The sequence below is a fragment of the Priestia sp. P1_B12_1 genome (assembly GCF_056406695.1).
The window spans coordinates 748,496-769,287 of record NZ_JBFTZR010000002.1 but is presented as its reverse complement, the minus strand read 5'-3'; the positions used below and the strand labels follow the sequence as shown (position 1 = coordinate 769,287).

General features: G+C 38.2%; 23 protein-coding genes. 8 read left to right on the top strand and 15 right to left on the bottom strand.

Annotation, left to right across the window (positions count from 1 at the left end; all coding sequences use genetic code 11):
- Window positions 1–8: 8 nt before the first annotated feature.
- Both AC1D0Y_RS09360 and AC1D0Y_RS09355 read right to left on the bottom strand, forming a co-directional pair.
- Entirely contained in the window at window positions 9–1,199 is a 1,191-nt protein-coding gene (locus AC1D0Y_RS09360) for an FtsW/RodA/SpoVE family cell cycle protein (RefSeq protein WP_028407951.1), read from the bottom strand.
- A gap of 143 nt (window positions 1,200–1,342) precedes the next feature.
- Entirely contained in the window at window positions 1,343–1,609 is a 267-nt protein-coding gene (locus AC1D0Y_RS09355; RefSeq protein WP_370506486.1) for an Fpa/YlaN family protein, read from the bottom strand.
- Between the two features lie 284 nt (window positions 1,610–1,893).
- Here AC1D0Y_RS09355 and AC1D0Y_RS09350 point away from each other — a divergent pair, with 284 nt between their 5' ends.
- Window positions 1,894–2,274, top strand: coding sequence for a peptidyl-prolyl cis-trans isomerase (locus AC1D0Y_RS09350; RefSeq protein ID WP_477707518.1), 381 nt, complete (start codon window positions 1,894–1,896; stop codon window positions 2,272–2,274).
- Here the strand turns inward: AC1D0Y_RS09350 and AC1D0Y_RS09345 are convergent.
- Complete coding sequence (locus AC1D0Y_RS09345; RefSeq protein WP_013056072.1) at window positions 2,271–3,599, bottom strand: PhoH family protein; 1,329 nt, start codon at window positions 3,597–3,599, stop codon at window positions 2,271–2,273. The two genes, AC1D0Y_RS09350 and AC1D0Y_RS09345, sit on opposite strands and share 4 nt — an antisense overlap.
- 216 nt (window positions 3,600–3,815) lie before the next feature.
- Between AC1D0Y_RS09345 and AC1D0Y_RS09340 the strand changes: the two genes are divergently transcribed.
- Window positions 3,816–4,415 carry a YhcN/YlaJ family sporulation lipoprotein gene (locus AC1D0Y_RS09340; protein ID WP_013056071.1) on the top strand — a complete coding sequence of 200 codons (600 nt, stop codon included), beginning with the start codon at window positions 3,816–3,818 and terminating at the stop codon, window positions 4,413–4,415.
- Window positions 4,416–4,441: 26 nt separating this feature from the next.
- On the opposite strand, the gene AC1D0Y_RS09335 is transcribed toward AC1D0Y_RS09340, so the two are convergent.
- Window positions 4,442–4,897, bottom strand: coding sequence for a pyridoxamine 5'-phosphate oxidase family protein (locus AC1D0Y_RS09335; protein ID WP_028407949.1), 456 nt, complete (start codon window positions 4,895–4,897; stop codon window positions 4,442–4,444).
- A gap of 185 nt (window positions 4,898–5,082) precedes the next feature.
- Here AC1D0Y_RS09335 and AC1D0Y_RS09330 point away from each other — a divergent pair, with 185 nt between their 5' ends.
- Window positions 5,083–5,283, top strand: a complete 201-nt coding sequence (locus AC1D0Y_RS09330; protein ID WP_013056069.1) for a YlaI family protein — start codon at window positions 5,083–5,085, stop codon at window positions 5,281–5,283.
- Between the two features lies 1 nt (window position 5,284).
- Window positions 5,285–5,719, top strand: a complete 435-nt coding sequence (locus AC1D0Y_RS09325) for a hypothetical protein (RefSeq protein WP_050690670.1) — start codon at window positions 5,285–5,287, stop codon at window positions 5,717–5,719.
- Window positions 5,720–5,743: 24 nt separating this feature from the next.
- On the opposite strand, the gene AC1D0Y_RS09320 is transcribed toward AC1D0Y_RS09325, so the two are convergent.
- Both AC1D0Y_RS09320 and typA read right to left on the bottom strand, forming a co-directional pair.
- Window positions 5,744–6,061, bottom strand: coding sequence for a YlaH-like family protein (locus AC1D0Y_RS09320; RefSeq protein ID WP_013056067.1), 318 nt, complete (start codon window positions 6,059–6,061; stop codon window positions 5,744–5,746).
- Between the two features lie 160 nt (window positions 6,062–6,221).
- Entirely contained in the window at window positions 6,222–8,060 is a 1,839-nt protein-coding gene (gene typA / locus AC1D0Y_RS09315; protein ID WP_028407947.1) for a translational GTPase TypA, read from the bottom strand.
- Window positions 8,061–8,173: 113 nt separating this feature from the next.
- Here typA and AC1D0Y_RS09310 point away from each other — a divergent pair, with 113 nt between their 5' ends.
- A complete protein-coding gene (locus AC1D0Y_RS09310) occupies window positions 8,174–8,359 on the top strand; it encodes a YlaF family protein (RefSeq protein WP_016763441.1) in 186 nt (61 codons plus the stop codon).
- A 108-nt stretch (window positions 8,360–8,467) separates the two neighbouring features.
- Here the strand turns inward: AC1D0Y_RS09310 and AC1D0Y_RS09305 are convergent, their stop codons facing one another.
- On the bottom strand, window positions 8,468–9,274 hold the full coding sequence (locus AC1D0Y_RS09305; RefSeq protein ID WP_016763440.1) for an inositol monophosphatase family protein: 807 nt from the start codon (window positions 9,272–9,274) through the stop codon (window positions 8,468–8,470).
- Window positions 9,275–9,469: 195 nt separating this feature from the next.
- Window positions 9,470–9,655 carry a hypothetical protein gene (locus tag AC1D0Y_RS09300; protein WP_013056063.1) on the bottom strand — a complete coding sequence of 62 codons (186 nt, stop codon included), beginning with the start codon at window positions 9,653–9,655 and terminating at the stop codon, window positions 9,470–9,472.
- Window positions 9,656–9,922: 267 nt separating this feature from the next.
- Here AC1D0Y_RS09300 and AC1D0Y_RS09295 point away from each other — a divergent pair, with 267 nt between their 5' ends.
- Window positions 9,923–10,558, top strand: coding sequence for a YktB family protein (locus AC1D0Y_RS09295; RefSeq protein ID WP_328240914.1), 636 nt, complete (start codon window positions 9,923–9,925; stop codon window positions 10,556–10,558).
- A 49-nt stretch (window positions 10,559–10,607) separates the two neighbouring features.
- Here AC1D0Y_RS09295 and AC1D0Y_RS09290 read toward each other — a convergent pair whose 3' ends face one another.
- On the bottom strand, window positions 10,608–10,877 hold the full coding sequence (locus AC1D0Y_RS09290; protein ID WP_013056061.1) for a UPF0223 family protein: 270 nt from the start codon (window positions 10,875–10,877) through the stop codon (window positions 10,608–10,610).
- A gap of 531 nt (window positions 10,878–11,408) precedes the next feature.
- Between AC1D0Y_RS09290 and AC1D0Y_RS09285 the strand changes: the two genes are divergently transcribed.
- Window positions 11,409–12,884, top strand: coding sequence for an aminotransferase class I/II-fold pyridoxal phosphate-dependent enzyme (locus tag AC1D0Y_RS09285; RefSeq protein WP_028407945.1), 1,476 nt, complete (start codon window positions 11,409–11,411; stop codon window positions 12,882–12,884).
- A gap of 38 nt (window positions 12,885–12,922) precedes the next feature.
- Here the strand turns inward: AC1D0Y_RS09285 and AC1D0Y_RS09280 are convergent, their stop codons facing one another.
- A complete protein-coding gene (locus AC1D0Y_RS09280; protein WP_013056059.1) occupies window positions 12,923–13,048 on the bottom strand; it encodes a GapA-binding peptide SR1P in 126 nt (41 codons plus the stop codon).
- Between the two features lie 393 nt (window positions 13,049–13,441).
- On the opposite strand from AC1D0Y_RS09280, the gene AC1D0Y_RS09275 reads away from it, so the two are divergent.
- Window positions 13,442–14,962, top strand: coding sequence for a glycine betaine uptake BCCT transporter (locus AC1D0Y_RS09275; RefSeq protein WP_028407944.1), 1,521 nt, complete (start codon window positions 13,442–13,444; stop codon window positions 14,960–14,962).
- 49 nt (window positions 14,963–15,011) lie between these two features.
- On the opposite strand, the gene AC1D0Y_RS09270 is transcribed toward AC1D0Y_RS09275, so the two are convergent.
- From AC1D0Y_RS09270 to pdhA, 5 genes are all read right to left on the bottom strand, one after another.
- The gene (locus AC1D0Y_RS09270; RefSeq protein WP_028407943.1) at window positions 15,012–15,254 is read right to left on the bottom strand and encodes a hypothetical protein; all 243 of its coding nucleotides are present in this window, start codon (window positions 15,252–15,254) and stop codon (window positions 15,012–15,014) included.
- Between the two features lie 249 nt (window positions 15,255–15,503).
- On the bottom strand, window positions 15,504–16,916 hold the full coding sequence (lpdA, locus tag AC1D0Y_RS09265; protein ID WP_028407942.1) for a dihydrolipoyl dehydrogenase: 1,413 nt from the start codon (window positions 16,914–16,916) through the stop codon (window positions 15,504–15,506).
- A 3-nt stretch (window positions 16,917–16,919) separates the two neighbouring features.
- On the bottom strand, window positions 16,920–18,221 hold the full coding sequence (locus tag AC1D0Y_RS09260) for a dihydrolipoamide acetyltransferase family protein (protein ID WP_028407941.1): 1,302 nt from the start codon (window positions 18,219–18,221) through the stop codon (window positions 16,920–16,922).
- Between the two features lie 102 nt (window positions 18,222–18,323).
- Window positions 18,324–19,301: an alpha-ketoacid dehydrogenase subunit beta gene (locus tag AC1D0Y_RS09255; RefSeq protein ID WP_013056055.1), complete on the bottom strand. Its 978-nt coding sequence runs from the start codon at window positions 19,299–19,301 to the stop codon at window positions 18,324–18,326.
- 3 nt (window positions 19,302–19,304) lie between these two features.
- Window positions 19,305–20,420: a pyruvate dehydrogenase (acetyl-transferring) E1 component subunit alpha gene (gene pdhA, locus AC1D0Y_RS09250; protein ID WP_013056054.1), complete on the bottom strand. Its 1,116-nt coding sequence runs from the start codon at window positions 20,418–20,420 to the stop codon at window positions 19,305–19,307.
- Between the last annotated feature and the right edge of the window lie 372 nt (window positions 20,421–20,792).

Here is a 20,792-nt window from a genome sequence, read left to right as displayed (position 1 = left end):
CACGAAAATCAATCGCTTGTTGTTGATGTATTGTTCGGATGTAGCACAATATTTTCCGTATTTTTCTGTTTTTTATTTTGATAATTTACGAAAAACGAAATATTTACAATAATTCCCATAGATACCATCAGCGTTAGCAGCGAAGACCCCCCGTAACTGATAAACGGAAGCGTGACGCCGGTAATCGGAATGAGTCCCGTAAGCCCTCCAAGGTTAATGCCTGTTTGAATACCTATCATACTGGCTACTCCAATACAAATCATGCTAGCAAACGGATCCTGAGATTTTTTAGCCAGCATTAAAATCCTGAAAATTAAGAAGCCTAAAAGACCCAGCACGAGCATAACTCCAAAGAACCCTAATTCTTCTGCAATAATAGCCATAATGAAATCGGTATGGGGCTCCGGAAGGTAACCATACTTTTGTACACTTTCTCCTAAACCAAGGCCTTTTAAGCCTCCTGTACCTATTGCTAAATATGAATTAACAAGCTGATAACCAGTTCCTTGAGCATTGGCAAACGGATCTGATGCACCGGTAAAACGGCCAATTCGATTGGCAGTAAACTGACCTGTAAAAAACCCAATTGTAATAATTACCGTAAGCAAAATGAGACCTAGTGCTAGCATGCGGAAAAAGGTTTTTTTAGAGATTCCCGAACACAGCATAATGGTAACGGCAATAGCAAAAATAATTGATCCCGTTCCAAGGTCAGGCTGAATAGCTACAAAGCCTAATATTAGAAATACAAGACCCATAGGTCCAAAAAAAGCTTTTTTGATGTTGTCAATATACTCTTGCCTTTTAGACAAAACATACGATAAGTATAAAATGACAACAAGCTTGGCATACTCAGCCGGCTGCATGTTTGCGCCGCCAAGCTGCAGCCAACTTTGGGCATTGTTACTCGTATGCCCCATTACAAACACAAGCAAAAGCAGTACAAAAATGCCCAGAATCGCATAAGGCAGTATTTTAGGATACAGCTTGTAAGGTGTTAGCATTGTTAAAATGAACAATACAAGCGTAAAAGCAAGCCACATTTTTTGTCTGTTGTAAAAGAAATCGCTTGACGTATGATATCTTGTAATACTTACAATCATACTTGAACTGTAAACCATAACTAGTCCAACCGCACAAAGAAGCAGCACTGGAATTACAATTGAATAGTCAAAATGCCTAAATATTTTTTTTACCATAACCCTCTTCCTTTAAAAATGACGTGTTTCTGTTTCGTTTCATCTTTTATGTACAAATTTGAGTAAATTAGGAAATTTCAACCACCTGTAATAAAAAACTCAAACTACGTTTATATATAGTTTGAGTTTCGATCGCGTGATTTTTATTTTTTTGTAAACGCTTCATGCAGTGCAGAAAGTTCACGCTCGAGGCGGTCTAGCAATGTTTTTCCAACACGTTCATCAATTAAACCAAGACGAACTGCAAAATCAATTTCTCTTGATAAACCAAACATTTGTGTATCTAAAACCTCTTCATAAAGAGGACATTGTGGCATTGTTAAGTTATCCATTTGAACTTGAATTAATTGCAAAATCTTATCTGCATCAGCTTTTAACAACGCATACGCTTTTTCACGATGATCTATCATTGTCTCAGGCGTCAAACTCAATCCCTCCGTTCGCGAGCGATTACCTAATCTATCTCTCAATTTTAAAGGCTATGCTCCAAAAAAGCAAGGATAAACATGTCCGTGAGGCTGGCCGTCTTTTTTATACTGTTACTTTCTCAAAACCGTTACCATAGATGTAGGAAATTTCGCACTTTCGTTGACCCTTACATTATATCATACGAGAATCACTCTCAACTAAATTTTTTCATCAAAGTGACAAATAAGTAGAAAGCGCTTATACTTTTAGCAAGGGGGCATTTATAATGAATTCAATTATTATGTTAAAAGGAAAAGTAAAATATACGCTGACACTCGACCCAAGCGTGTGGATTTTCGATGACCGCAAGCTCGATATGGACGTTTTCTTTGAACATCCACCGGAGCAAAAAGACGAGACAGAAGCGTACACAAAGGCTGTTTCCAAGCATTGGGACCGTGAAATTCAAGAGGGAGCCGTCTTTCCTCCTACGTTAAAAACTGAAAAGAAATTCAAAAAACAGGAGCTAGTAAATGGGACATTCGGCATTTTATTTGCACCTTTTCTAGCTAACGCTTCACCTACTGAAGAAGCTACCAACGTTTCATTTAAAACAAAAGACGCGCTGATTTCTTTTTCATTAGAAGAAGCGCCCCGCTTCTTTTAAAGAATATCAGCTGCTAATTGTGCCAGTCCTGAGCGCTCTCCTTTGATTAACCGAACGTGGCCCGATACTTTTTGCTCTTTAAACTTTTCGACTACGTACGTTAATCCGTTGTTATACTCATCTAAATAAGGATGATCAATTTGAGCCGGATCTCCCATAAGGACAATTTTACTCTTTTCCCCTACCCTTGTTAAAATTGTTTTAATTTCATGCTTCGTTAAATTTTGCGCTTCATCAATAATAATGAACTGTTCCGGAATGCTTCGGCCTCTTATATACGTCAAGGCTTCCACTTCTATTGAACTGAGCCCCGCTAGAATCGCATCCAGTTCTCCAGGCTTTTTAGTGTTGAATAAGTACTCTAGGTTATCGTAAATTGGCTGCATCCATGGACGAAGCTTCTCCTGCTTTTCTCCTGGCAAGAATCCAATATCTTTCCCTAAAGGAACAATTGGACGAGCTACAAGTAGCTTTTTAAAACATCCTAGATCTTCCGTCTGCATAAGTCCTGAAGCTAAAGCAAGCAGCGTTTTACCCGTACCTGCCTTTCCAATTAACGTGACCAGTTGAACGTCGTCTCTAAGAAGAAGTTCTAAAGCCATAATTTGCTGAACATTTCGAGGTTTGATTCCCCAGATATGATCATATTCAAATAAAAGCTTTTTTACTTTTGTTGTTGTTTGATCGACAATGCCGATTGCTGATCCGGATCCCCCAAATGCATCTTTCATCACTAAGAATTGATTTGCAAAAAAGGAGTGGTTCGCAATTTGAGACGTTAGCAGTTCTCCTTTTTCGTAAAATTGACTCAGCAGTTCTTTTGCAATATAGACTTCCGAAAAGCCTGTATAAATACTATTGAACTCCACTACTCGATCACTTAAAAAATCTTCTGCTCTTAAGCCGATTGCGTCAGCCTTCACACGTACCAACACATCTTTACTCACTAGTATCACTTCACGTCCATCTTCTTTTGTTTCCTCTTCAAGAGATAGATTTTTAGCAACAGCTAAAATTCGATTATCATTTGTTTTTTCCACAAAGATTTCTTGAAGCTGTTGAAAAGAGCGATGATTGAGTTCAATTCGCAAATGGCCCCCATTTTCTAAAGGGATTTTCTCATATAACTTTCCATGTTGTCTCAAGTTATCAATGAGTTTGGATACCTGCCTTGCATTTCGTCCGACTTCATCCATATTTCTTTTTTTCGAATCAACTTCTTCTAGCACAACGGCCGGAATCACTACTTCGTTATCATCAAATGAAAAAATTGAATGCGGATCTTGTAATAAAACATTCGTATCTAATACATAAATTTTTCCCAATAATTCAGCCTCCTACTCCGATTGTTTTTCCTGTAAGGAGTGAAACAAGGCACCCATCCATTTATATACTATGTAACGCACATGTGTGAAGTGACCTTAAATGGACGGACCATTTTCTTTAAATATATGAACACGTGTATAAAGATAGAAGAACTATTAGAAACTAAATACAAATTACTACAAAAAATGAGTCATTCATAAGGAGGAGTCTCCCACATGAACAAATTTTTTCTATCCATTAGCTTATGTTTTATTACACTAACCGGCTGCAACAATAACCAAGCAGACGTTGAAGAAGGGCAAAAAACAGATCGAATTGTACAGGTTAAAAATTCATCTCCTGAACGCTCTCACAAGCGTACTGCTAATGAAATATCAGCTCATTTAGTTGAACTGGCTTCAAGCGTTCCGAATGTAAATGATGCTACTGCCATTGTGCTCGGTAAGTATGCAATCGTAGGCATTGACGTCGGCAAAGATATTGATCGTTCAGAAGTAAGTTCCATCAAATATACAGTTGCCGAAGGTCTGAAAGCTGATCCGTACGGCGCTAATTCTGTTGTTATTGCAGATCCTGATACGGTCGCTCGGCTAAAACAAATTGGAAATGAAATTCGCAAAGGTCGTCCGGTTACAGGGTTTTTAGATGAATTAGCAGCCATTGTAAACCGAGTGATGCCTGAATTTGCAGAAGAAATCCGCCGAAATCCTAGCTCAACAGATACAAATAATCAAAAATTAAATAATAAACAAGAGCAAAATTTAAAGAATGAGCAGGAAAAACAATCTAATAATCATCTTCAAAAAAACGAATAAGAAAGTCGCTTAGCGGCAGGCTGCTGCTAAGCTTTTTTTATCGCTTCAATTACTTGCCTATCGAGTTTAGCAGCTGCTACTGGATCATAGGTCTTTTCATATGAAGGGTTTACTGAAATCTTAGAACCATAGAACATAACGTCTCTTACTTCATTAATATCTAGTTCAATTAGCGTCAGCTTTAAAGCTACTCCTTCTAACTTTTCTTGCACTACCTCAGCTATTCCGCTGATTGAGTAGCATGATTCATTAGCAAGAATATTTACCACTGCTTTATTCGTATGTTTAATGTTTTCTACAATCCTCGATTTGACATCTACGGCAAATCGAATTTTTTGTTTAGTCGGAGCTACTAACCACGAAATGGCACTAACATTTGGACCGTTTGTTTCAAAATCAATAGTTGAAATGGTTGCAAATCTTTCTGTCTGTAGCTCATCGTATAATGCATCTACTAGTTGAGTCTCGACTTCGTTGGCCATTTTCATCCCTCCTACTGTTTATGTACTTACTAGTTACTATCTTCGAGCTAACAAGCAAAATTACCTGCTTCTTTAGGAATGTTTTCCTATCGTTTCTTTTCTACTGAAAGACAGCACCGCAAAAAAACTTTATAAAACAAGAATTTTCGGCTAGAATGATGTATAGAGAAGTTGAGGTGATAGAAATGAGAGTACAATGTGTCATGTGCGATAAAATTGAAACAATTGAGGATGAAACGCTTGTGGCAAAACGACTGCGCAACCGTCCTATCCATACATATATGTGCAATGAATGTTCTGAACGGATTGAAAAACGAACAAAAGAACGCATAGCTACTGGTAACTTTAAACTATATGAGTCGAAAAAGACAGAGGAGGATTGGTAAGGTGCTCCGATTAGGAATAAGTATTGGCATGTTAAGCGGGATTATCCTTGGGTTATGTTTAAAATGGATAGAGTGGCTAACCGGCAAACAAGTTTATACCCTTTTATTAAATGTTGATTTTATTCCTATCATTGGCCCTATTCAATGGCCTGAATGGGTAGAGTTTGTTTTTCATTTACTCATTGCCGCTGCAATTGGGATCGTTTTTGTTTACATAGTAGGTAAATTAAATAATATGTCTATTCGAAAAATCGTATTGTGTTCCTTTTTATTAACACTTCCAACCATTCCTTTGTATTTTCCGTTGACGCTGCTTGCGCTCAAGCCTACGCCTGCGGTGGATGATGCAGTAGCGATTTTTTATTGGACAGCTGGCCATTTAATTTTCGCAGCCGCTCTTGTCTTCGGCTATATCATACTAAAAAGACGCTTGTAGCTACAAGCGTCTTTTTATGTAGTTTTATGAACCCAACGTGGAGTTTTGCTTCTTAGCCTGATACAGCCGTATTTTATAAATAATCAACACAAGCGCTGCAACCACAAGCCCTTCAGCTACAGGTAAAAAAATGCCTAAAAACGTTAATATCGTACATCCAAAAGCTAAAAACAGATAAATAACCACAGATTTTAAAAGCGGCAGCTTCTTTGCAAACCCGAGTTTGTACACGAGAACAGATAGCCCTAAAATGGTAAAGTATAACAGCCACATTCCTATTTTTGCATGTTCATCTACTTGATACAAAGCTGCAAAAAATGAAAGGTGTTCTTTTACATCCATATTTCTTCCCCCTATTCCTTACTTTACATTATTCGATATAAGCCACCTTTTTCCTTTCCAAATTCCTTCTTTATAAAACGCTTTCAAAAAATAGAAAATTCTGATATAATAGATAAAAAACAAGCCGCTAGCAAATAGAGCTAACGACTTACTTTTTTTATTATTTCGTGTCAGCGTATTTTTTCTTTTTCGCTGCTTTTTCACGTTCATTTTTATCAAGAACTTTTTTACGTAGACGAATAGATTCTGGTGTGATTTCACAATATTCATCTTCGTTTAAATATTCAAGTGATTGCTCTAAAGACATAATACGAGGTTTTTTCATACCTGTTGTTTGATCTTTATTAGCAGAACGCATATTCGTCATTTGCTTCATTTTACAGATGTTAACAACGATATCATTTTCACGAGTGTGTTCTCCTACGATCATACCTTCGTATACTTCTGTACCTGGCTCAACGAAAATTGTACCGCGGTCTTCTACGCCTTGAATTCCATAAGTAGATGATTTACCGCTTTCCATAGAAACAAGCACACCTTGACGGCGACCTCCAACTTGACCTTGCTGCATTGGTTGGTAGCTATCAAATGAATGGTTAATGATACCGAATCCACGAGTTAACGATAAGAACTCAGTTGTATAACCGATTAAACCACGTGCAGGAACCATAAAGATCAGACGAACTTGACCGCTGCCGTTGTTAATCATATCAACCATTTCACCTTTACGAGCACCCATTGATTCCATAATAGAACCCGTATGTTCTTCAGGCACGTCGATTTGCACACGTTCAACTGGCTCACAGCGAACGCCATCAATTTCACGAACGATTACTTCAGGTTTTGATACTTGAATCTCATATCCTTCACGACGCATGTTTTCAATTAAAATAGATAAATGAAGTTCTCCACGTCCTGAAACAACCCATACATCCGGTGAATCAGTATTTTCCACGCGTAAACTTACATCCGTCTCAAGTTCAGACATTAAGCGCTCTTCAATTTTACGAGATGTAACAAATTTACCTTCACGACCAGCAAACGGTGAATTGTTTACTAAGAACGTCATTTGTAAAGTAGGTTCATCAATACGTAAAATTGGCAGTGCATCTTGGTGGTCAAACGGACATACTGTTTCACCTACGTTGATGTCTTCCATTCCTGATACAGCGATCAGGTCTCCTGCTTTTGCTTCTTCGATTTCAACACGCTTTAAGCCTAGGAAACCGAATAATTTTGTTACACGGAATTGTTTTACCGTACCGTCAAGCTTCATTAATGCAACTTGCTGGCCTACTTTCATTGTTCCGCGGAATACGCGGCCTACACCGATACGACCAAGATAGTCATTGTAGTCAAGCATTGCCACTTGGAATTGAAGTGGTTCATCGCTGTTGTCTACTGGTGCTGGAATGTGCTCGATGATTGAGTCAAATAGAGATGACATGTTCTCATCTTGCTTTTCAGGATTCGTGCTAGCTGTTCCGTTGATTGCTGAAGCATAAACAACAGGGAACTCAATTTGTTCCTCGCTTGCACCTAGTTCAATAAATAAGTCAATTACTTCATCAACTACTTCAGTTGGACGAGCAAAGTCACGGTCAATTTTGTTAACAACAACAATCGGCGTTAAGTTTTGCTCTAATGCTTTTTTCAATACAAAGCGAGTTTGAGGCATACATCCTTCGTATGCATCTACTACAAGTAGAACACCGTCTACCATTTTCATAATACGCTCAACTTCTCCACCGAAGTCAGCATGTCCCGGCGTATCCATAATGTTGATACGCGTATCTTTATAATTAATAGCTGTGTTTTTCGCTAAAATTGTAATTCCACGCTCACGCTCAAGGTCATTTGAATCCATCGCACGTTCTTCAACATGCTCATTAGTACGGAATGTTCCGGACTGATGTAATAATTTATCTACTAACGTTGTTTTCCCATGGTCTACATGGGCAATAATGGCAATATTACGTAAATCTTTACGAATGTTCACGCATTTCACTCCTATGCTTGTAATAACTAAGCTATTATATCACACTAACTCTAGAATTGCAGAATGATTTTGTTGTACACTATAAATATCCGTTATAAATGGGAGGAATCAACATGAGAAACATTAAGTGGGTATTTGTTTTATATGCATTTATCGCAACTGCAGCAATTATGTCAATCGGCATATTTATCGGAGAAGGAAGCGCTCTCGGGGTCATTTTAGCTATCGCAGCTTTAATTGTTGTAATGGGCCTTGGCTTTACGACTAAGAAAAAAATGCGAGAAAAAGGGCAGCTGTAATTTTTTTGCGATGATTGAAAGCGTCATGGCCATTTGCAACATCAAAATGGTTCATGACGTTTTTTCATCACAAAATTCTTTGACTACACGTAAGTCTTCACTTCTATTTTATTTATTCCACTTTCCTTCAAGGTACGTACGAAAGATTTCGTCATGTAATGTTGGTTTGCTTACAAATACACTGCTTTTTTCAAGAATCTCTAACGGCTTTCCTTCTAAATCCGTCATAACTCCTCCAACTTCTTCAATCAATACTTTACCGGCAGCAAAGTCCCATGGAGCCAAACGTAAAGTAATGTATCCATCCAAGCGTCCAGCCGCTACGTAAGCAAGCTCAATAGCTGCGGATCCATATGAACGGGTCCCTCTTACTTTACGCACAAGCGGACTTAATACGGAAGGATCAATACGGCGGTTCTCCGTCACCCATGTTGCATTTAGGCTAATAATAGCTTGTTCAACTGGTACAGGTTCAAGTTTCGGCAATTGGATATCATTCATAAACGCGCCCTGTCCTTTTAAAGCATGATACAACTCATTATGAATAACATCATAAATATAACCTGCTTGTCCTACACCATTTTCAAATATACCGATGGAAATAGCAAAATTTCGCTGCTGATGAACAAAGTTCATCGTACCGTCGATTGGATCGATAATCCAAATCGTTCCTTCTTCTGATTCAAGCTCTTCTCCATATCCTTCTTCTCCGAGAATATGATGTTCCGGAAAGGTTTCATTGATTTTTGAGATAAAAAACTGTTCAATTTCTTTATCCATATTTGTTACTAAATCATTTGGATTCGATTTCGTTTGAATGAGAAGTTCTTTACTAAACGACTGTTGAATTTTTTGTCCAGCTTCTTTTAGCCACTCTTTAACGTATGTATCGATTTCTTTCCAGCGTTGCGTCATCTCAATTCCCCCTCAAAAATACGTCTCTTATTTAAGCTTAAAAAAACCTCTGCAAGATGTCAATTAACAGAGCACGTGGGAGAAGAACTGCCGCTTCTTCTCCCACGTGCTCTGTTACCACTTATGAATCTGCTCATTCAGTTTAATCCTTTTTTACAGTTTACCCTTATTTGTTCTATTTTATTCCCGTATCTGCTACTGAAGAGATATCATTTCTTCACGAAGTTTCTCGAGCTTTCGCTTACATTTTTGTTTTTGTTCCTCATTATTCTCCATCATGGCTTCATATAATGTCGCTAACTCGTAATCTAACTCCAAACGAATTACACCTAATCTTTTTTGTCCATCATTCTTCTTATACATATTCACCACTTGTTTCATTCTTCAAACACCCCTCTCAAATTATTGAACCCGCTTATAGAAAACTAAATTTTCAGATATTTTGATTGATATAGTCTATGTCGAAACCTAATCTCATGTAACTAAATTGTGTGATTACCTATAAAAAAATGATAGACACGTTTTGACAAGCATATGCGAATTAATTGGTGTTTATGCTTTTCATGTGGTAGAATCTTCGCGTAAATCATACTTACTTGCATAGATGCACAGCAGCTATACATATTCACTAAAAAACGGAGGTTTCACATGGCATTCTCAGGATTTTCACAAGATGACTTTAACGTATTCCGTATCGAGGGACTTGATACACGTATGGAAGCCATCAAGACAACGATACGCCCAAAATTCGAACAATTGAGCAATCATTTTGCTCCTACTCTTTCTTCACTTTGTGGAGATGAAATGTTCATACACATTGCCAAACATGCACGAAGAACAGTTAACCCGCCAGCAGATACGTGGGTAGCCTTTGCTAATAGTAAACGCGGGTATAAAAAGCTCCCTCATTTTCAAGTTGGCCTTTGGGAAACACACGTCTTTGTGTGGTTCGCCGTCATTTACGAATCACCTATTAAAGAACAATTTGGAAAGCTGCTAAAACAAAACATTGAGGAGATTCGTCAACACATCCCAGCCTCGTTTGTTTGGTCGAAAGATCATACAAAACCTGATAGTGAAAAAATGGGCGACTTATCTTCTGAAGACTTAGAGAGTTTGTTTGAACGTCTAGAGACGGTTAAAAAAGCTGAGATCCTATGCGGCATTACGATTCCAAAAGAAGAAGCGATTGCAATGAACGGCGAAGAATGGATAGCTCGTATTGAACAAACATTTCATACGGTAACTCCATTATATGAACTAACTAAAAAAGCATATGCATAATTTTAACGAATTGATATAAAAAAAATGGAGCCAAGCTTGGCTCCATTTTTTACATTTTTATGATGTCTCCAGAAGAAGCAGCCTTTGCTTTTTGAATCGTTCGATAAGAAGAGTATTTGCTTTGGTCTTCAAAATCGTTACAGATTGTTTTTTCTTCTGCTTTACTTGGCACAATTTCTTTAAATCGGCGATAGACTGCCATTAGATGATCACGCTCAATACCTTTTTCATAAGCGCGTTCAATGCTTTCAAAAAACTTCACTACATCAATAATTTCTTCTGTACTCCAATCAAGGGAGATAGGGTATTGATATTCCACTTCTCATCACTCCATTTATTTCTTCAATCTATGTATATCTATATTCTTAACTCTATCACAATCTATAATGTACACAAAATTTATTCTCTTTTCACACAAAAGAATTTCTCCTTTTTTTTCTTTTTATTTTCTCTTTAAAATATCTTTGCAAATGGGTTAATAAGTGCTATAATTCTTTTGTTTTATGGGGATTTTCAAAACATAAAGAACTATAAAATAATGAGTAATAAGCAGTTTACAATTACTTGTATTTTTTTAACTAAAAATTGTATTTATATTATCAAACAGTAGTAAACATACACGTTTCATTCATTTATATAATGGTTAAAATCAAGAAAACTGCCGAGTAGAATTTCTGTTGAATTTCTTTTATAGAAAAAAGATCCGATATTTTAATATGTAGAATTCAACAGCCACTAGTTTTGGGTATATAAAATTGAATGCTGTAATTTGATAAAAAAACAATCAAAGTCCCTCTAAGCTTTGCTTAGAGGGACTGACAATTTATGATAAAAGAGGTGTATAGCAAAGTTGTCTTCTCAATTTTCAACTCCATTATTTACTGGATTGGTTAATCACGCTAAGAAAAATCCAACACAATTCCATATCCCTGGACATAAAAAAGGAAATGGAATGGATCCTGAATTCCGCTCATTTATTGGCGATGATGCTTTATCCATTGATTTAATTAATATCGGTCCTCTTGATGACCTTCACCAGCCAAAAGGCATTATCAAACAAGCACAGGATTTAGCTGCAGAAGCATTTGGTGCTGACCATACTTTTTTCTCTGTTCAAGGAACGAGCGGAGCAATTATGGCAATGGTTATGGCGACATGTGGGCCTGGAGATAAAATTATCGTTCCTAGAAACGTGCATAAATCTGTTATGAGTGCGATTGTTTTTTCAGGAGCTACGCCTATTTTTATTCATCCTGAAATTGACGAAAAGCTTGGCATTTCTCACGGTATCACATCGGACTCTGTAGAAAAAGCCTTGAAGCAGCACCCTGAAGCAAAAGCAGTGCTTGTTATCAATCCAACTTACTTTGGAATTTCGGGAGACCTTCGTAAAATCGTAGAAATTGCCCACTCGTATCAAGTACCTGTACTTGTTGATGAAGCTCACGGCGTTCATATTCACTTCCATGATGATTTGCCTCTGTCTGCTATGCAGGCCGGTGCAGATATGGCAGCAACAAGCGTGCATAAATTAGGTGGCTCTATGACGCAAAGTTCAATTCTAAACATACGCGAAGGCTTAATTTCTCCAAAACGTGTACAGTCTATTTTAAGCATGCTGACAACAACATCAACATCTTATCTGCTGCTGGCTTCTTTAGATGTTGCACGAAAACGTTTAGCTACAGAAGGGAAAGAGCTGGCTGAACGTGCAATTTCTCTTGCTGAAAAAGCACGAAAAGAAATTAATACAATTGAGCATATCCGATGTATAGGCAGAGAAATTTTAGGGACAAAAGCTACGTATGATTTAGACCCTACTAAGCTAATTATTTCTGTTTCAGATTTAGGAATTACGGGCTATGACGTAGAAAAATGGATGCGTGAAGCTCATAATATCGAAGTTGAAATGTCTGACCTTTATAATATCTTATGTATTATCACGCCTGGAGATACAGAAGAAGATCTGTCACGTCTGGTCACAGCTCTGCGTGAGCTATCTGCAAAATTCCATAATCTTTCTGAGACAACGGCAAAACCCGCTATTTTATTGCCTGATATTCCTGTATTGGCTTTAACACCTCGCGATGCTTTTTACGCTGAAACCGAAGTGGTACCTTTTCATGAATCGGCAGGCCGTATTATTGCGGAATTTGTGATGGTCTACCCTCCTGGTATTCCTATTTTTATTCCTGGGGAAATCATCACTGAGGAAAATTTAACCTATATTGAAACGAACTTAGAGGCAGGTTTACCCGTGCAGGGTCCGGAAGACTTTGAATTAAAAACATTTCGTGTCATTAAAGAGCATAAAGCAATTCAATAAAAAAAAGGTGCGAAGTTCCGCACCTTTTTTTTATTGAATTAATCTAAATCTTCATCTGCTTTTTGACATTCTCCGCTTTTACATGTTGAGTATAATCGCGTCACTTTCTCATCTTCGAAATGATCAATTGTGCAGTTACATGTTTGACATACGATTGTTCCCATTGTGTAAACTCCCCTTTAACCGTCTTTTTTTGTAAGCGTTTTACAACTCTTGATATTATATTATTATGTCACATTAAATATGTCAACAACTAATTAGTATGTCACATTAAAAATATTTTTCTCATAAATGTTATATTTGTTTTCAAAAATCTGAATGCTTAGCATCATCTCTATTCATATGAAAAAACAATGTCTACTTTCACATCTATTTCCGCACTTTAAAATAATTACGAAAAATAAGAATTGGAGCTCTTGCCGTTTTTTCTTACTAATAGGGTAGACATTTCATGCAAACTTTACTAGAATGTATAACCATATGGTTTCATGTATACCTAAAAAGGTTATATGAGAAACTATGTTATGTAAAATAGAATAGGAAAGGAGCGATAATCGATGAAAAAACTGACTCCTGTTTTTATCATTTCGGTTATTATTGCTGCAGTATTTATCGTATGGGGTGTTATTCCAGAATCTGTGCTAGGAAGCGCAGCGCTTACACCTGTCACATCGGCAATACATAGTTTTATCATCGAGAAATTTGGCTGGTACTACTTATTAGCAGCTACATTATTCTTAGTTTTTACGCTGTACTTAATTTTTTCAAAGTACGGAAATATTAAACTAGGTAAACCTGACGAAAAACCTCAGTATGGTTATATCTCGTGGTTTGCCATGTTATTTAGTGCTGGTATGGGGATTGGACTTGTATTCTGGGGTGTTTCAGAACCAATCAATCATTTTCATACTCCACCTTCTGGTGAAGGCGGTACAGCAGAATCAGCTCGCGCTGCTCTACGTTATTCGTTTTTCCACTGGGGCTTACATCCTTGGGCTATTTATTCCGTTCTTGCACTGGCCCTTGCATATTTTCAATTTAGAAAAGGTTACCCGTTCATCATCAGTAATATTTTACGTCCACTATTAGGCAAACGTGTTGATGGACCTCTTGGAACGATCATAAACGTCATCGCCGTATTTGCAACTGTTTTTGGGGTAGCAACATCTCTAGGACTGGGTGCTATTCAAATTACCGGTGGAGCCTCTTACTTGTCGCCAAGTATTGATAATAATTTCACGACTCAATTAATTGTTATTATTATCGTGACGTTCTTGTTCATGCTGTCAGCACAGACGGGGCTGAACAAAGGTATTAAGTATTTGAGTAACATTAATATTGTTTTAGCTATTCTGCTAATGTTGTTCTTGTTATTTGCAGGTCCAACCAACTTTATTATGGACTTATTCGTTACAACCATTGGCAGCTACATTCAAAACTTGCCGTCAATGAGTTTTCGATTGAGCCCGTTTGATGACAGCACCTGGGTTCAAGATTGGACAATTTTCTACTGGGCATGGTGGATCGCTTGGGCACCGTTCGTTGGTACGTTCATTGCTCGTATTTCACGAGGCAGAACCATTCGAGAATTTTTAATTGGTGTACTAGCTGTTCCGACCGTATTTGGTGGATTATGGTTTGCTGTATTCGGAGGTTCTGGGGTCTACTTAGACTTTTTTAAGGATCTTCCTGTTATGGATGTTATCAACAATAAAGGAACAGAAGTTGCTTTATTCTATGTACTTGAACAGTTTCCATTTGGTACGTTCATGTCCATTGTCGCTATTTGCTTAATTGCTACGTTCTTTATTACATCAGCTGACTCAGCTACATTTGTTTTAGGAATGCAGACAACAAATGGTGATCTAAATCCTTCAGGCTCTATTAAACTTACGTGGGGATTAATTCAATCGTTAACAGCAATCATTCTGCTTTGGACAGGTGGTTTGGATGCGCTCCAAACAGCTGCGATTATAGCAGCACTTCCATTCTCAATTGTGCTGGTGCTAACCGTCTTCTCATTAATGAAAGCATTTAAAGAAGAAGGCGCATTAAAAAGAGAAAAGAAATCTGTGTAAGACAAAAAAAGCGTTAGCTTATATAAGCTAACGCTTTTTTTATGCAATCTTACGCTGTACAAAATAAAATTAGTTGATAACATGTCAAGCAGACAGCTGAAGTCATACCCGTCATCATAAGCGCCAGTCTTTTAGATTTGACGTTCATTTCTGCTATGCCGTAAGCTAAATAAGCAAATACTAAAAATAAAATAATTTTAGATGTCAACTGATCACGTTTTGATAGCAATTCAACCAGTGAATAACCCACCCAAATAACAATGTGTAAGCTCCAAACAAAATACGTCTTCATAGCTCCTTCGCCGCCTTTTCATTCGTTATCCAAAAGAGCAATTTTTTTATCTACCTATAAGGAAAGCACGTCCCACTTCATATGTATGCATCTAGAGCTCATTTAAGACTGCCTCAGCGCTTTTTACACGTTTCCTCTAAAGGAGTTACTCATCATCAACAAAAACTGTCTGACAAGCATCTGATACTTTATGAAAAACGTTTTCTTCAAAAAAAAAGCTGATGCATACGCATCAGCTTTTTAAAAACATTATTTTACAATGTGAATTGGGCTTCCAATAGCTACTTCAGCAGCTTCCATTGTGATTTCACCTAATGTTGGGTGAGCGTGAATTGTTAATGCGATATCTTCAGCTGTTACGCCAGCTTCGATAGCAAGACCAAGCTCAGCAATCATATCAGATGCGCTAGGTCCAGCGATTTGAGCACCAACAACTACTCCGTCTTCTTTACGAGTGATAAGCTTCAAGAAGCCTTCTGCAGCGTTAAGTGCAAGTGCACGTCCGTTAGCAGCAAATGGGAATTTAGAAGCTTTAACAGCTAACCCTTCTTCTTTCGCTTGTGCTTCAGTATAACCTACAGATGCAAGCTCAGGCTCAGAGAATACAACTGCTGGAATTCCTAAGTAGTCAATTTCAGCAGGTTCGCCAGCAATTACTTCAGCTGCGATTTTACCTTCGTAAGAAGCTTTGTGTGCAAGTGGTGGCCCAGTTACGATATCACCAATTGCAAAGATGTTGCTTACAGATGTACGAGTTTGGTTATCGATTTCGATAAGACCACGGTCAGTCATTTTAACGCCAACTTGCTCAAGACCAAGCTCATCAGTGTTAGGACGACGACCTACAGTAACTAATACGTAGTCAGCATCGATTACTTTTGACTCTCCGCCTACTTCAAACGTAACTTGTACGCCGTCAGCAGTTTCTTCAACACCTTTAGCCATTGCTTTTGTATAGATTTCAACGTTTCCTTTTTTCTTAAGGTTACGTTTAACAAGTGAACTCATTTGTTTTTCAAAACCAGCTAAGATTTCATCAGCAGCTTCTACAAATGTAACTTCTGTACCGAAGTTAGCAAAAGCAGTACCAAGCTCAGTACCGATGTAACCTCCGCCGATTACAACTAATTTTTTAGGAACTTCTTTAAGCGCTAATGCACCTGTAGAGTTGATTACGCGCTCAGAGAATTTGAATCCAGGGATCTCGATTGGACGAGAACCAGTTGCAAGGATTGCATTTTTGAATTTGTACGTTTGTGCTGAATTTTCATCCATTACACGTACAGTTTCGCTGTCAACGAAGTAAGCTTCACCTTTTACGATGTCAACTTTGTTACCTTTAAGAAGGCCTTCAACACCGCCAGTAAGTTTGTTTACAACGCCGTTTTTGAATTCTTGAACTTTAGAGAAATCAACTGTTACGTTCTCAGCGATAATCCCCATGTCTTCAGAATGTTTAGCATGTTCAAAACGGTGACCTGCAGCGATTAATGCTTTTGAAGGAATACAACCAACGTTTAAGCATACGCCTCCAAGAGTACCTTTTTCTACGATTGTAACTTTTTGACCTAATTGAGCTGCACGAATTGCTGCAACGTAGCCACCAGGGCCAGCACCAATGACAAGAGTATCAGTTTCGATTGGGAAATCTCCTACTACCATTTATTACGCCTCCATTAATAATAATTCTGGATCATTTAATAAACGCTTGATTTGGTTAAGAGCGTTTTGAGCTGTTGCGCCATCGATAATACGGTGGTCAAAGCTTAGTGATAATGCTAATACTGGAGCAATTACAATTTCACCGTCGCGTACAACTGGTTTTTCAGCGATACGTCCGATACCTAGAATTGCAACTTCTGGGTGGTTGATAACTGGAGTAAACCATTGTCCACCAGCAGAACCGATATTTGTGATTGTACAAGAAGCGCCTTTCATTTCAGCAGGAGCTAATTTACCATCACGTGCTTTTCCAGCAAGGTCGTTAATTTGATCAGAAATTTCGAACACAGATTTACGATCAGCATTTTTCACAACTGGTACTAAAAGACCTTTTTCAGTGTCAGCAGCGATACCGATGTTGTAGTAATGTTTTTGAATTACTTCATCTGTAGAGTCATCGATTGAAGTGTTAAGAGCTGGGAACTTCTTAAGTGCTGAAGTTAACGCTTTTACCACGTAAGGTAAGAATGTTAATTTAATACCTTGATCTGCTGCAACTGTTTTGAATTTTTTACGATGAGCAACAAGAGCTGTTACATCGATTTCATCCATTAATGTTACGTGTGGAGCAGTGTGTTTAGAGTTAACCATAGCTTTTGCGATTGCACGGCGGATACCGCTCATTTTCTCGCGAGTTTCTGGTAGGTCGCCTTCAGGAATAGCTTGTGCTGCTGCTGCTTTTGGTTCAGCTGAAGCAGTTTCCTCTTTAGCTGGAGCTTCAGCAGTTGCTGTAGCTGTAGAACCACCAGATAGGAAGCTATCGATATCATCTTTAACAATACGTCCGTTTTTACCTGAACCAGGAACAGCTTTAATGTCTACACCTTTTTCACGAGCATATTTGCGCACTGAAGGCATAGCAATTACTTTACGGTTAGGATCAACATCAGCTTGTGCTGCAGGAGCTGTTGCTTCTTCAGTCACTTCTTCAGTTGAAGCTTCTTCTTTAGCTTCTTCTGCTGGTGCATCATCATGATCGTCACCTTTGAATTTTAAGTCTTCGTATCCAGGAGCATCAAAAGTAACGATAACTTGTCCTACAGTAGCTACTGTACCTTCGTCAACTTTTACTTCTAATACTTTACCTTTTACAGGAGATGGGATTTCAACAACAGCTTTGTCATTTTGTACTTCTGCTAGTACATCATCCTCATCAATTTCATCTCCAGCTTTTACGAACCATTTTACAATTTCACCTTCGTGGATACCTTCACCGATATCCGGCAGTTTAAATTCAAATGCCACGTGTCTTCACCCTCCTACTTAGTTGCGTTCAATTTGTTAGTGTTTATTTTATCTAAGACAGAAATCAGCACAAAGCTGATTTCTATCACAGTAAAATGCTAATTAAAATTCAAGTACTTTCTTAGCTGTTTCAACGATATCTTTGTGGTCTGGTAACCATACGCCCTCAGCTTGAGAGAATGGGAACACAGTATCCGGTGCTGTTACACGTAATACTGGTGCTTCTAAGCTTAAGATTGCACGATCGTTAATTTCAGCTACAACGTTAGCTGCGATACCAGCTTGTTTTTGAGCTTCTTGAACTACTACTACGCGACCAGTTTTTTCAACTGATGCAAGAATTGTATCGATATCTAAAGGTTGAACTGTACGTAAGTCCACTACTTCAGCAGAGATACCTTCTTTTTCTAGTTCTTCAGCTGCTTTTAATGATGAGTGTACCATTGCACCGTAAGCGATAAGCGTTACGTCTGTACCTTCACGTTTCACATCAGCTGTACCTAAATCAATTGTGTATGATTCTTCAGGTACTTCTTGACGGAATGAACGGTAAAGCTTCATGTGCTCTAAGTATACAACCGGATCGTTATCACGAATTGATGAAATTAAAAGACCTTTTGCATCGTATGGAGTTGAAGGGATTACAACTTTTAAACCAGGTTGAGATGCTACGATACCTTCTAAGCTATCAGCGTGAAGTTCTGGTGTATGAACGCCTCCACCAAATGGTGAACGGAATGTGATTGGTGCATTCCAGCGACCGCCAGAACGGTAGCGCATACGTGCAGCTTGACCTGATACAGAATCAAGTACTTCGTATACGAAACCAAAGAATTGAATTTCAGGAACCGGACGGAAACCTTGAGTCGATAGACCTACAGCAAGACCACCGATACCAGATTCAGCTAATGGCGTATCGAATACGCGATCTTCGCCGAATTCTTGTTGAAGACCTTCAGTCGCACGGAATACTCCACCGTTTACGCCAACGTCTTCACCAAAAACTAATACGTTTTCGTCGTTTTTCATTTCTGTGCGTAACGCATCAGTAATCGCTTGAATCATTGTCATTTGCGCCATGGCTTACTTCGACTCCTTCTCTTTGTAGATTTCATATTGCTCTTGTAAGTTTGAAGGCATAGTTTCGTACATGATTTCCATTAAATCTGTAACTTTTTGTTTTGGATAATCGTCAGCCTTCTTAATAGCTTGTTTGATATCTTCTTTAGCTTGCTCGATTACTTTATTTTCTTCTTCTTCATTCCAGATGCCTTTAGCTTCTAAGAATTTACGGAAGCGAACAAGTGGATCTTTCTTTTCCCACTCAGTGTCAAGCTCAGCTGTACGATAACGAGTTGGATCGTCACCAGCCATTGTATGTGGACCATAACGGTAAGTTAATGTTTCAATTAAAGTTGGACCTTCACCGTTTACTGCACGCTCACGAGCTTCGCTTACTGCAACGTATACTGCTAGTGCATCCATACCGTCTACCTGAACGCCTGGGATACCAACAGCCGCTGCTTTTTGAGCGATTGTACGTGCTGCAGATTGCTTTTCAACTGGTGTTGAAATTGCAAAGCGGTTGTTTTGTACAACAAAGATTGCTGGAGCTTTGAATGCACCTGCGAAGTTCATACCTTCGTAGAAGTCACCTTGTGAAGCTCCGCCGTCACCTGTATAAGTGATCGCTACTGCTTTTTTACCGCGTTTTTTAAGACCTAGTGCCACACCAGCAGTTTGCACGATTTGTGCACCGATGATGATTTGTGGAGAAAGTACGTCTACACCTTCTGGCGCTTGGTTACCGTGGAAATGACCACGAGAGAATAAGAACGCTTGATATAGTGGAAGACCATGCCAAATTAACTGAGGCACATCACGGTACCCAGGTAAAATGAAGTCTTCTTTTTCTAATGCGAAATGTGAAGCGATTTGAGAAGCTTCTTGCCCAGCAGTTGGTGCATAGAAACCTAAACGACCTTGACGGTTCAATGAAATTGAACGTTGATCAAGAATACGAGTGTATACCATGCGAGTCATTAACTCTTTTAATTTTTCGTCAGATAAATCTGGCAACGCTGATTTATTTACTACTTCGCCCTCTTCATTAAGAATTTGGAACGTTTGGTACTGCTCAGCGATTTTATCAAGTTGCTTTGATACATCAATAATAGCTTTTTTAGTTTTAGCAGCCATCTAAGTCACCTCTTCCTTTCATTTAAGCCGTATAAATTCATTTTACTAATCAAACAAACATACACGCTTTTAGAATGTCCCAAATGGACAAGTAAAAGTCATATTTTGTCGAGTAGCTTTTTGAATTCGCTAATCCTTAACATTTCTATGTATTCCCCAGCGAATTCTGTGCAAACATTTACGTAAAAGGAAAGTTTAAGCGAAACGAGCGTTTCGTTAAACTGTATTAATTATTTTGCAAAAATGATTAATACAACACTTACTACGCTACCTAGTTTACAATACACTAAAACAGTTCGTCAATGCATTTACATCAAGAAATTACGCTTTTTTAGTTTGTGAAATAAAACACATAAAAAAGACATGCTGTAC

Coding starts and splice junctions, on each gene's coding strand:
- AC1D0Y_RS09360 (WP_028407951.1), bottom strand. CDS start 1,199: ATGGTAAAAAAAATATTTAGGCATTTTGACTATTCAATTGTAATTCCA.
- AC1D0Y_RS09355 (WP_370506486.1), bottom strand. CDS start 1,609: ATGATAGATCATCGTGAAAAAGCGTATGCGTTGTTAAAAGCTGATGCA.
- AC1D0Y_RS09350 (WP_477707518.1), top strand. CDS start 1,894: ATGAATTCAATTATTATGTTAAAAGGAAAAGTAAAATATACGCTGACA.
- AC1D0Y_RS09340 (WP_013056071.1), top strand. CDS start 3,816: ATGAACAAATTTTTTCTATCCATTAGCTTATGTTTTATTACACTAACC.
- AC1D0Y_RS09335 (WP_028407949.1), bottom strand. CDS start 4,897: ATGGCCAACGAAGTCGAGACTCAACTAGTAGATGCATTATACGATGAG.
- AC1D0Y_RS09330 (WP_013056069.1), top strand. CDS start 5,083: ATGAGAGTACAATGTGTCATGTGCGATAAAATTGAAACAATTGAGGAT.
- AC1D0Y_RS09320 (WP_013056067.1), bottom strand. CDS start 6,061: ATGGATGTAAAAGAACACCTTTCATTTTTTGCAGCTTTGTATCAAGTA.
- AC1D0Y_RS09310 (WP_016763441.1), top strand. CDS start 8,174: ATGAGAAACATTAAGTGGGTATTTGTTTTATATGCATTTATCGCAACT.
- AC1D0Y_RS09305 (WP_016763440.1), bottom strand. CDS start 9,274: ATGACGCAACGCTGGAAAGAAATCGATACATACGTTAAAGAGTGGCTA.
- AC1D0Y_RS09300 (WP_013056063.1), bottom strand. CDS start 9,655: ATGAAACAAGTGGTGAATATGTATAAGAAGAATGATGGACAAAAAAGA.
- AC1D0Y_RS09295 (WP_328240914.1), top strand. CDS start 9,923: ATGGCATTCTCAGGATTTTCACAAGATGACTTTAACGTATTCCGTATC.
- AC1D0Y_RS09280 (WP_013056059.1), bottom strand. CDS start 13,048: ATGGGAACAATCGTATGTCAAACATGTAACTGCACAATTGATCATTTC.
- AC1D0Y_RS09275 (WP_028407944.1), top strand. CDS start 13,442: ATGAAAAAACTGACTCCTGTTTTTATCATTTCGGTTATTATTGCTGCA.
- AC1D0Y_RS09270 (WP_028407943.1), bottom strand. CDS start 15,254: ATGAAGACGTATTTTGTTTGGAGCTTACACATTGTTATTTGGGTGGGT.
- lpdA (WP_028407942.1), bottom strand. CDS start 16,916: ATGGTAGTAGGAGATTTCCCAATCGAAACTGATACTCTTGTCATTGGT.
- AC1D0Y_RS09255 (WP_013056055.1), bottom strand. CDS start 19,301: ATGGCGCAAATGACAATGATTCAAGCGATTACTGATGCGTTACGCACA.
- pdhA (WP_013056054.1), bottom strand. CDS start 20,420: ATGGCTGCTAAAACTAAAAAAGCTATTATTGATGTATCAAAGCAACTT.